Below are 9,412 nucleotides of genomic sequence, written 5' to 3' on the forward strand. Positions count from 1 at the left end.
CGGGGCGTCGGCGACGGGCGCCGGAGCATCCTCGCCGGCGGCCGCGGCGCGGGTGGCGGCGGCGTGGCGGTCGCCGGTCGGCGTCGTCGCGCCGGCCGCCCACGGGGTCATCGGGATGCCGACGTGCTCCTCGATCGCCTCGCGCTCGCGGCCCTGCTTGGGCTCGACGAACGTGATCGCGCGACCCGTGGCGCCGGCGCGGCCGGTGCGGCCGATCCGGTGGACGTACGTGTCGGGCGAGCGCGGCACGTCGAAGTTGACGACGTGGGTGACGGTCGAGATGTCCAGACCGCGGGCCGCGACGTCGGTGGCGACGAGGATCGGCACCCGGCCGCCCTTGAACGCGAGCATCACGCCGTCGCGCTGGCCCTGCGACAGGTCGCCGTGCAGCGCCCGCACGTTGTTGCCCCGGTCCTTGAGCAGGCGGTACAGGCGGTCCGTGCCGATCTTCGTGCGGCAGAAGACGATCGCCTGGCGCGGGCGCTCGGCGGCGATGACCTCGGCCAGCTGCTCCGGCTTGTCCTTCGACGCGACCTCGACGAAGAACTGCTCCACGCTGTCGACCGTCAGCGTGTCGGACTTGACCTTCACGTGCTCGGGCTCGTAGAGGAAGTTGTCCGCGAGCTTGCGGATCGGCGGCGCCATCGTGGCCGAGAACAGCGCCGTCTGCCGGCTGGAGGGGGTGCGGCGGAGGATCTTCTCGACGTCGTCGAGGAAGCCCAGGTCGAGCATCTCGTCGGCCTCGTCGAGGACGACGAAGCGGCACGAGGACAGCTGCAGCGCGCCGCGGTCGATCAGGTCCAGCACCCGGCCGACGGTGCCGACGACGACGTGGGCGCCGGAGCGCAGGCGGGAGATCTGCTCGCGGATCGGGGCGCCGCCGAACGTCGCGACGACCTCGACGCCCTTGCGCGCGCCGAAGCCGCGGATGGCCTGCGTCACCTGGATGCAGAGCTCGCGGGTCGGCGTCAGGACCAGGGCCTGGGTGTCCGTGTTCGTCGGGTCGACGTACTCGATGATCGGCACGCCGAACGCGGCGGTCTTGCCCGAGCCGGTCTGCGCCTGGCCGATGACGTCGCGCCCGTCGAGCATCGGCGGGATGCCCTGCTCCTGGATCGGGCTGGGCTTCTCGTAGCCGATGTCGCGTAGCGCCTCGAGGACGGGCTCGGAGAGGCGGAGATCGGCGAACGCGGTCATCACCCTTGATCCTAGGGCGTACCGGGGGTCCGCACGGACCGCCTGTTCCCGGGCGCGCGGAACCGGGAACCGAACGGCGGCCGGGCCCGCACCCGACCCCGACGGCTCCGGGCTCAGCCGACGTCGAGGACGAGCTTGCCCGTCGTCCGACGCGCGACGAGCGCCTCGTGCGCGGCGGCCGCCTCCGCCAGCGGCCAGCGACCGCCGACCTGCACGGTGACCTCGCCGCGGACCGCCCGCTCGAACAGGTCCCGCAGGGGCGCCCGGAAGCGACGCTCGGGGTCCTCGAGGCAGTGGAAGAGCCAGAACCCGACGACGGAGCGCGAGTGCCGCAGCAGGTGCCCCGTGCGCACCTCGTTCTGCTCCTTCGACGCGATGCCGCAGACGACGATCCGCCCGAACGGGTCCAGGGCGCGGAGCGAGGCGTCGAAGCCCGGGCCGCCGGCCATGTCGATCACGACGTCCACGCCTCGGCCGCCGTTGGCCTCCCGCAGGCGGTCGCCGAGACCCTCGGGGTCCGGATCCACCGCGACGTCGGCGCCGAACCGCAGCGCGGCCTCGCGCTTGTCGGCGCTGGAGGCGGTGGCGATCACGCGGCCCGCGCCCAGGGGCGCGGCGAGCTGGACGGCCAGCGACCCGGTGCCGCCGGCGGCCGAGTGCACCACGACGGTCTCGCCGCCCTCGAGCTTCGCGCAGGTGCGGTGCAGGTGCCACGCGGTCAGCCCCTGGATCAGGAGCCCGAGCGCCTGGTCGTCGGCCAGGTCGTCGGGCAGCGGGACGCAGCGGTCCTCGGGCACGACGGCCCATTCGGCGTAGGCCCCGCCGCCCTGGGTCATCGCGACGACGCGCTCCCCGGTGTCCTCGCGCGTGCCGACGACCTCCTGGCCCGGGATCAGCGGCAGGTGCGCCTCCTGGACGTACTTGTTCTCCCGCGTGTGCGTGTCGGCGAAGTTCACGCCGATCGAGCGGACCCGGACGAGGACCTCCCCGTCGCCGGCGACCGGCCGCGGGACCTCCTCGTGGACGAGCACGTCGGGGCCCCCGAACTCGTGCTGGCGGACGGCGTGCATCGTCGGCGCGGTCATGCGGCGGCGAAGGCTAGTGCGTCGTCCGCCCGGATCGGACCCGGAGCACGCGGGGCATCGCGAGGGCCGCCGACGTCCATCGTCCGTCCACCGCTGGCACCACAGCGGTGGACGACCCCCGGACGGCAACGCGGGCGATACCGGTTCGTCACGCCCCGGGCCTAGACCACGTCCCATGCGCGCGCACCACGACGGACGAGGACCCGGCCGGACGGCCGGGGTCCGCACCCGCGGGACGACCGGGCAGGGGTGGCCGGCGTGAGGCCCGTTCCCGGCGGCGACGCGTCGGCGTGGTCGGATCCGGCAGGGCCCGACGACGTGGACCGGCCGGGTCCGTCCTCCGGCGAGGACGCGCGGCTGGGCGCGGCGCGCCGGGCCCTGCACCGCCTCGGTGGCGAGCTGCGGGAGACCTCCCGGGCGCTGGACGGCGCCCTGGACGCCGCGTCGGGCGCGCCGGACGAGGAGCGGGGCGGCGAGGGCTCCGGCCCGCGCGACTGAGGCGGCGAGCAGGCGTCGGCCCGGATCCGTCGATCCTGGCGGCGCGTCGGCGGCCTCAGGCGGCCTCCTCAGGCGGCGGCCTCAGGCGGCGGCCTCAGGCGGCGTCGATCATCAACGGCGGCGGCCTCAGGCGGCGGCGCGGTACCACATGACCAGCCGGCGCTCGACCTCGATCGGCTCGCCGTCCAGGCCCGTCAGGACGACCCGGCCGCCCGGTGCCCCTCGCAGCGCGCCGGCGACGTCCTCGGGGCTCTCCCGCACCGTCTCCGTCCGGACCTCGCGGGTCCCTGGTCGTTCGAGGGCCACGTCGGTCGGCATGCCCCGATCGTGCCCGGTGAGGACGCGCGGCGCAAGGCGTACACCCCGGGATGCGGGGGTCGGTCAGCCTTCGTCGTACGCGGGGCTCTCGAAGGCGGCCATCACCGCGGAGAACTCGACGGTGTCGCGCAGGGCGGCGAGGTCGTCGGCCACCGCGGCCAGCTCGGCCGCGCTCGGCGAGCGGCCCGCGGCCCAGTCGGTGTGCAGGCGGTCGAGCTCGACGAGCACGACCTCGGTCCGCAGGCGCAGCTCGGTCTGGGGAAAGGAGGTGAGGGGTTCCACGGAGCTGAATGTACGGTCGCGTAGCTCGGCTGCCAAGGGGGATGGTCGTCCCCTCGTCGGATCGTCCGCGGCGCCGGCCGTGGACGTTCGGACCGGTCCCCGGGGGACCCCGGCGGTCCACACCGCGTGGACGACGTGGACGCCGTCGACCGCGCGGGCCCGGACGAGGTCCCTCAGGCCCCGCCCCTGCCCCGTTCCTCGAGCAGCGCGCGCTGGTCGACGATCGACTGCGCGACGTCGGCCAGCCGCAGGTTGCGGTCCCGCGCGGAGCGCTGGATGCGCGCGAACGCCGCGGGCTCGTCGATCCCCAGCGCGCGGATCAGGATGCCCTTGGCCTGCTCGACGACCTTGCGGTCGGCGAGCGCCTGGCGGGCGCCGGTGACCTCGACCTGCAGCGCCTCGTGCTCCGCGTGCCGCGCGGCGGCCAGTCGGAGCGCGGCGTCCAGCTGCCGGTCGTCCACGGGCTTCGTCAGGAACGCGTCGACGCCCGAGGCGATCGACCGCTCGACGAGCTCGGGCGCGTCCAGCCCGGTGAGGACGACGACCGGCCGGCGCGGCCCCGTCGCCTCGAGGGTCGCGGCCAGCTCGAGGCCGTCGGCGTCCTCCAGGTCGACGTCCAGCAGGTACAGGTCGGGCGCCTGCTCGGCGGCGAGGCGCAGGACGTCCGCGCCCCGGGCCGCCGGGCCGATGACCTCGTGCCCCAGGCGCTCCAGGCGCCTGGCGATGCCCAGCGCGATGATCGGGTCGTCCTCGGCGACCAGGATCCGCATCAGCGCCCTCCCCCGCCCCGCGGGGTCCGCGGCTCGTCGCGGTCCGGCCGGAAGCGGGCGACGACCTCGCCGTCCTCGACCTCGAGCGTGCCGCGCAGGCCCTGCTCGACCACCTGACGGACGAGCTGCAGGCCGAGGCCCGGCGCCGCCCAGCGCTCGGGCGCCGGGCCGGGCCCCTCGTCGGCGACCCGGACGACGACGCCGTCGGCGTCGGACGTCAGGACCACGCGGACGAGGCCCGTGCCGTGCTGGTGCGCGTTGGTGACGAGCTCGTTGACGACCACGCCGACGTGCTGCGCCTGCTGGAACGGCAGGGCGACCGGGGCGGCGTCCAGGGTGGTGCCGCCGGGATGCGCCGCGTCGACGACGGCGGTCAGCAGCTCGTCCGCGGGGACCCGCCCGCCGCTGCGTGACGCGAGCACCGCGTGGACGGCCGCGATGGAGCGGATGCGCGCGCCCGCCTGGTCGAAGGCCTCGCCGCCCGCGTCGTCCTCGGGCCGGGCGAGCATCAGAAGGTCGGCGACCACCTGGAGGGAGTTCTTCACGCGGTGGTGGCCCTCGGCGAGCATCGCGCCCTCGAGCTCCGCGCGGCGGATCGCCTCCGTGCGGGCGGAGGCCTGCCGGCGGATCGCCGCGGCGAGCTGACGCCCCAGCACGGCCGACGCGCCGAGCAGGACGAGGTGCAGGACCGCCTCGGAGCGCGGCAACGGGTCGACCGCCAGCGCCGCGGTCAGGACGAACGTCGCCACCGCCGCGGTCAGCCACGGGACGAGGAGCCGGCCCTCGTGGACCATCGCCAGGAACGGCACGACGAGGAAGAACAGGAGGTCCAGGCGCGACGCGCCCCCGGCGGTGACGACGAGTCCGGCGACGCCGCCGAGCAGCGCGACCGACCAGAGGTCCAGGAGCAGCCGGCCCCGGCGCGTGGGCAGGATCCTCGCCCAGGGCAGGAGCCCCAGCGCGGCGTGCCCGGCGGCGCCCAGGGCGGTCGTGACGAGGACCACGGACTCGTGCCGGACGGGCAGCCCGACGGCGATCCCGACGAGCACCGCGACGACGGAGAGCCAGCCCAGCAGGGCCGCGGCGCGGACCGCCTCGATCAGCGCGTAGGAGGACCCGTCGCCCCGCGGGGACGCCGTCCGCGACGCGTCTGTGAGACCCGGCGCAGAGGCGATGGAGGTCGCTCCCACGGTGCTATCGTCGCAGACGGTCGCTCTCGCTCGGTGACCAGGGTCCTGTCGCCCGTCCCACCCCTCGCCCCTGCTCTGCAGAGGCCGGACGGATCGCAGGAGACCCTCGTGCTCACCCTCACCTCCCCACTCGCGTCGATCGCGCTGGACCTGTCTCGGTGGCAGTTCGCGCTGACGACGCTCATCCACTTCTCGATCGTGGCCGTCTCGATCGGCCTGACCCTCCAGGTCGCGATCATGCAGACCCGCTGGCACCGGACCGGCGACGAGGTCTGGCTCCGCCTGACGAAGTACTACGCCAAGGCGATGCTGCTCTGCTTCGGCGTCGGCGTCGTCACCGGCCTGATCCAGACCTTCCAGCTCGGCATGAACTGGGCCGGCTTCTCGCGGTACGCCGGCGACATCTTCGGGGCCCCGCTGGCCCTCGAGGGCCTTGGAGCCTTCTTCGTCGAGGCCGTGTTCCTCGGCCTCTGGGTGTTCGGCTGGGGCCGGCTCGGACCGCGCGTGCACCTCGCGTGCCTGTGGATGGTCGGCGTCGCGACGATGATGTCCGCGTTCGCGATCCTCACCGCCAACACCTGGATGCAGAACCCCCGCGGCTACGAGCTCGTCGACGGGAGGGCCCGGGTCACCGACGTCTGGGCGATCTTCCTCAACGTCGACGTCGGCCTGGCGTTCTCGCACGTGATCCTCACCGCGTTCCTGACCGGCAGCGTCGTCGTCCTCGGCATCGCCGCGTTCCACCTGCTCCGCGGCCGCGACACCGACGCGTTCCTGCGGGTGGCCAGGCAGGCGTGCACCATCGGCCTCGTCGCCGGTTCGCTCGGCCTGGTCGCCGGCCACTTCCAGGGCGTCCGCGCCGTGGAGAACCAGCCGATGAAGATGGCCGCCGCCGAGGCGCTCTACACCACGGAGTCCCCCGCGTCGCTCTCGCTGTTCGCGATCGGGCCGCTGCGGTCCGACCCGGGCGAGCCCTCGGTCAACGTCAAGGTGCCGGGGCTCCTCTCGCTCGTCGACGACTTCTCGCTGAACTCGACCGTCCGCGGCATCGACGACCTGCAGCGTCAGGCGGTCCGCGAGTACGGGCCCGGCAACTACGTCCCGAACGTCCCGCTCCTCTACTGGAGCTTCCGGATCATGATCGGCATGGGCACCGCCCTGGTCGGGCTGATGGCGCTCGGGCTGCTGCTGGCCCGCCGCGGGAGGCTCGCGACCTCGCGGTGGTTCCTCCGCGCCGCGATGTTCGCCGTCGCCGCGCCGTTCCTCGCCCAGGCGGGCGGGTGGATCCTGCGCGAGAGCGGCCGGCAGCCGTGGATCATCCAGGGTCTCCTGAAGACCGCGGACGGTCGCTCGGCGAACGTCGGCGCGGTCGCCGTGGCCGTCAGCCTCGTCGTCTTCCTGACGATCTACCTCGGGACCGTCGCCGTGGCCCTGCGCACGATGCACCACGAGCTGGCCGACGGCCTCGGCCCGGCCGATCCCGACGAGGACCTGCACGGCCCGGACGGCGGACCCGATCACGGGGGGGCCGACCAGGACGAGATCCAGGCGAGCCGCGGTGCCCGCCGGAGCTCCACCGCCGACCTCGCGCTGACGTACTGATGACCGCACCGACCACCACGGAGGACGGACGATGAGCCCGACCGACCTGCAGACCACCTGGTTCGTCCTCCTCGGCGTCGTCTGGGGGCTGTACCTCGTCCTCGGCGGCGCCGACCTCGGCGTCGGCATGGTGCTGCGCCGCGTCGACCGCGCGACCGCGCTGCGCTCGATCGGCCCGACGTGGGCGGCCAACGACGTCTGGCTCGTGATCGCGGTCGCCGCCACCCTGGGGGCGATCCCCGGCTGGTACGCGTCGTGGACCTCGGGCCTCTACCTGCCGCTCGTCGTGCTGCTCGCGGCGCTCATGCTCAAGCACGCCGCGATCGAGCTCGTCGGGCACGCCTCCCCCGTCGCCGCGCGGCGCTGGACCACCGTGCTCGTCGGCTCGAGCGTCGTCCTCGCGTTCGGCTGGGGCGTCGTCTGGGCCGCGGCGCTCGACGGGTCCCTCGCCCGGGGCGGCGCCGGCGGTCTCGGGATCCTCTCGCCCACCACGGCGCTGGCGGGTGCCGCCGCCGTCGCGCTCTGCCGGGTGCAGGGCATCGCGTACCTGCGGCTGCGCGTCACCGCGTTCCGTCCGGCGCTGCCGGTCCTGCGCAGCGCCGTGGCCACCGCGCTCCTCACCGTGGCGGCGGTCGCGGTGGTCGCGCTCGACGCCGCCGACGGCGTAGGCGCGGGCGCCCTGGCGGTCGGGGCACTCGTCGTCGCCGCGCTCGCCCTGGCCGTCCTCGTCCGCGAGGCGGCGCGCGGCCACGACGGCCGGACCCTGATCGCCGGCGCCGCGGCCGCCGCCGCGACGCTGACCGCGCTCTTCGCCGCCCTGTTCCCGACGCCGATCGCGGGCCGCGGCCCCAACGCCGTGGACCTGGCGGACGCCGCGTCCAGCGCGACCACCCTGACGGCGATGCTCGTCATCGCGGTCGTCCTGCTGCCCCTGCTGCTGGCCACGCTGGCGTTCGCCTACGTGCGGTTCCTGCGCCGGCCCGACGACGCCCCGCGCGCCGGGCTCGGCTCGCTCGTCGCCCGGGCGACCCGCGGGACGCTGCGGGAGCTCGGATGACCGACGAGCCCACGCCCCGGGACGTCCACCGTCGGCTGCTCGGGCTCTCCCGCGCCGCCCGCGTGCTCGTCGCCGGCACGGTCGCCTGCGGGGCGCTCGCGGCCGCCACGGTGGTCGTCCAGGCGTGGGTCGTGGCCGACGTGGTCGGCGCGGCCGTAGACGGCCGGGGTCCCGCGACCGCGGCGCTCGTCGTGCTCGGCGCCGCCGTCCTGGTGCGGGCGCTCGCGGCCGGTGGCACGGAGCTCCTGGGACGGCGGGCCGCCGAGCGCGCCGCACACGCCCTGCGGGTCCGCCTCGCCGCCCGCGCCCTCGGGGGGCGCGCGGGTGCCGAGGACGAGGCGCGTCGCGGCGACGTCGTGACCGCCGCCACGCAGGGCGTCGACGCCCTCGGCGACTACTACGCCCGGGCCGTGCCGGCGATCGCCCTGGGCGGCGCCGTGCCGGTCGCGATCGTCGCGGCCGTCGCCTGGCGCCAGCCCGTCATCGGCGGGCTGCTCGCCGTGACCCTGCCGGTGCTCGTGGTCTTCATGGTGCTCGTCGGACGGGCCAGCGCCGAGCACGCGCGGGAGCGCCAGCGCGCGCTGGCCATCCTGGGCGCGCACTTCCTCGAGGTCGTCCGCGCCCTGCCGACGCTGCGCGCCCACGGCCGCGAGCGGGCTCAGGCCCGGACCCTCGACGCCGTGGCGGAGCGGTACCGGTCCGAGTCGCTGGGCGCCCTGCGCGTCGCGTTCCTCTCGGCGCTCGTCCTCGAGCTCTTCGCGATGCTCGGCATCGCGATCGCCGCGGCGACGACCGGCGTGCTGCTGGCCACCGGGAACGCCGACCTCTCGACCGGGCTCTTCGTCCTGCTGCTCGCGCCCGAGGTCTACGCCCCGCTGCGCGCCGCCGGCCAGCGCTTCCACGCCGCCGAGGACGGCGCGCAGGCCGCGCGGCGGGCGTTCGCGTTCCTCGACGAGGGCGCCGACGGCGCCCAGGACGCGGACACGGGCGACCTGGACGCGGGCCGGTCCGCGAGCGACCGTCACGCACGCGACGGGCACGCGGACGGGGCCGCAGGCGACCGGCGCGCCGCCCCGGACCCGGCCGCGACGCCGGACCCCGCCCGTCACGCGATCGTCCTCCGGGGGATCTCGGTCGCCGGATCCGCGGGCCGCGCCGCGCGGCTCTCGCCCGTGGACCTCGAGCTGTCCCCGGGCGACAGCGTCGCCCTGGTCGGCGCGTCGGGGGCCGGCAAGACGACGCTCCTGTCGGCGCTCGCCCGGCTGCGGGACCCGGACCACGGCACGATCCGCTGCGGCGCCGTCGACGTCCTGCACCTGCCGACGGACGCCTGGTGGCGCGGGATCGCCTGGCTGCCGCAGCGCCCGGGGCTGCCGCCCGGCAGCCTGCGCGAGGCGCTGGCCGCGGGCGCCG

Annotated in this window: 10 protein-coding genes; 4 read left to right on the plus strand and 6 right to left on the minus strand. The window is 75.8% G+C overall.

Going from position 1 to position 9,412, the window contains the following annotated elements; all coding sequences use genetic code 11:
- Both Q7T67_RS08585 and Q7T67_RS08590 read right to left on the minus strand, forming a co-directional pair.
- On the minus strand, positions 1 to 1,197 hold a 1,197-nt coding region (locus Q7T67_RS08585; protein WP_304788065.1), incomplete at its 3' end, for a DEAD/DEAH box helicase.
- Positions 1,198 to 1,310: 113 nt separating this feature from the next.
- On the minus strand, positions 1,311 to 2,282 hold the full coding sequence (locus Q7T67_RS08590; protein ID WP_304788067.1) for an NADPH:quinone oxidoreductase family protein: 972 nt from the start codon (positions 2,280 to 2,282) through the stop codon (positions 1,311 to 1,313).
- Between the two features lie 258 nt (positions 2,283 to 2,540).
- Between Q7T67_RS08590 and Q7T67_RS08595 the strand changes: the two genes are divergently transcribed.
- A complete protein-coding gene (locus Q7T67_RS08595) occupies positions 2,541 to 2,780 on the plus strand; it encodes a hypothetical protein (RefSeq protein WP_304788069.1) in 240 nt (79 codons plus the stop codon).
- Positions 2,781 to 2,906: 126 nt separating this feature from the next.
- On the opposite strand, the gene Q7T67_RS08600 is transcribed toward Q7T67_RS08595, so the two are convergent.
- From Q7T67_RS08600 to Q7T67_RS08615, 4 genes are all read right to left on the minus strand, one after another.
- A complete protein-coding gene (locus tag Q7T67_RS08600; RefSeq protein WP_304788071.1) occupies positions 2,907 to 3,098 on the minus strand; it encodes a hypothetical protein in 192 nt (63 codons plus the stop codon).
- Positions 3,099 to 3,161: 63 nt separating this feature from the next.
- The gene (locus Q7T67_RS08605) at positions 3,162 to 3,380 is read right to left on the minus strand and encodes a hypothetical protein (protein ID WP_304788073.1); all 219 of its coding nucleotides are present in this window, start codon (positions 3,378 to 3,380) and stop codon (positions 3,162 to 3,164) included.
- A 173-nt stretch (positions 3,381 to 3,553) separates the two neighbouring features.
- Complete coding sequence (locus tag Q7T67_RS08610; protein ID WP_304788075.1) at positions 3,554 to 4,150, minus strand: ANTAR domain-containing response regulator; 597 nt, start codon at positions 4,148 to 4,150, stop codon at positions 3,554 to 3,556.
- On the minus strand, positions 4,150 to 5,340 hold the full coding sequence (locus tag Q7T67_RS08615; RefSeq protein ID WP_304788077.1) for a sensor histidine kinase: 1,191 nt from the start codon (positions 5,338 to 5,340) through the stop codon (positions 4,150 to 4,152). Before Q7T67_RS08615 ends, Q7T67_RS08610 begins: the two co-directional genes overlap by 1 nt.
- 108 nt (positions 5,341 to 5,448) lie before the next feature.
- On the opposite strand from Q7T67_RS08615, the gene Q7T67_RS08620 reads away from it, so the two are divergent.
- From Q7T67_RS08620 to Q7T67_RS08630, 3 genes are all read left to right on the plus strand, one after another.
- The gene (locus tag Q7T67_RS08620) at positions 5,449 to 6,942 is read left to right on the plus strand and encodes a cytochrome ubiquinol oxidase subunit I (protein ID WP_304788079.1); all 1,494 of its coding nucleotides are present in this window, start codon (positions 5,449 to 5,451) and stop codon (positions 6,940 to 6,942) included.
- Positions 6,943 to 6,973: 31 nt separating this feature from the next.
- A complete protein-coding gene (locus Q7T67_RS08625) occupies positions 6,974 to 7,999 on the plus strand; it encodes a cytochrome d ubiquinol oxidase subunit II (RefSeq protein ID WP_304788081.1) in 1,026 nt (341 codons plus the stop codon).
- Positions 7,996 to 9,412 (plus strand): ABC transporter transmembrane domain-containing protein (locus Q7T67_RS08630; protein ID WP_304788083.1); only part of this gene is annotated, 1,417 nt, incomplete at its 3' end. The genes Q7T67_RS08625 and Q7T67_RS08630, both read left to right, overlap by 4 nt.

It is taken from the genome of Patulibacter sp., from assembly GCF_030655195.1.
In the GTDB taxonomy this organism is placed as follows: domain Bacteria; phylum Actinomycetota; class Thermoleophilia; order Solirubrobacterales; family Solirubrobacteraceae; genus Patulibacter.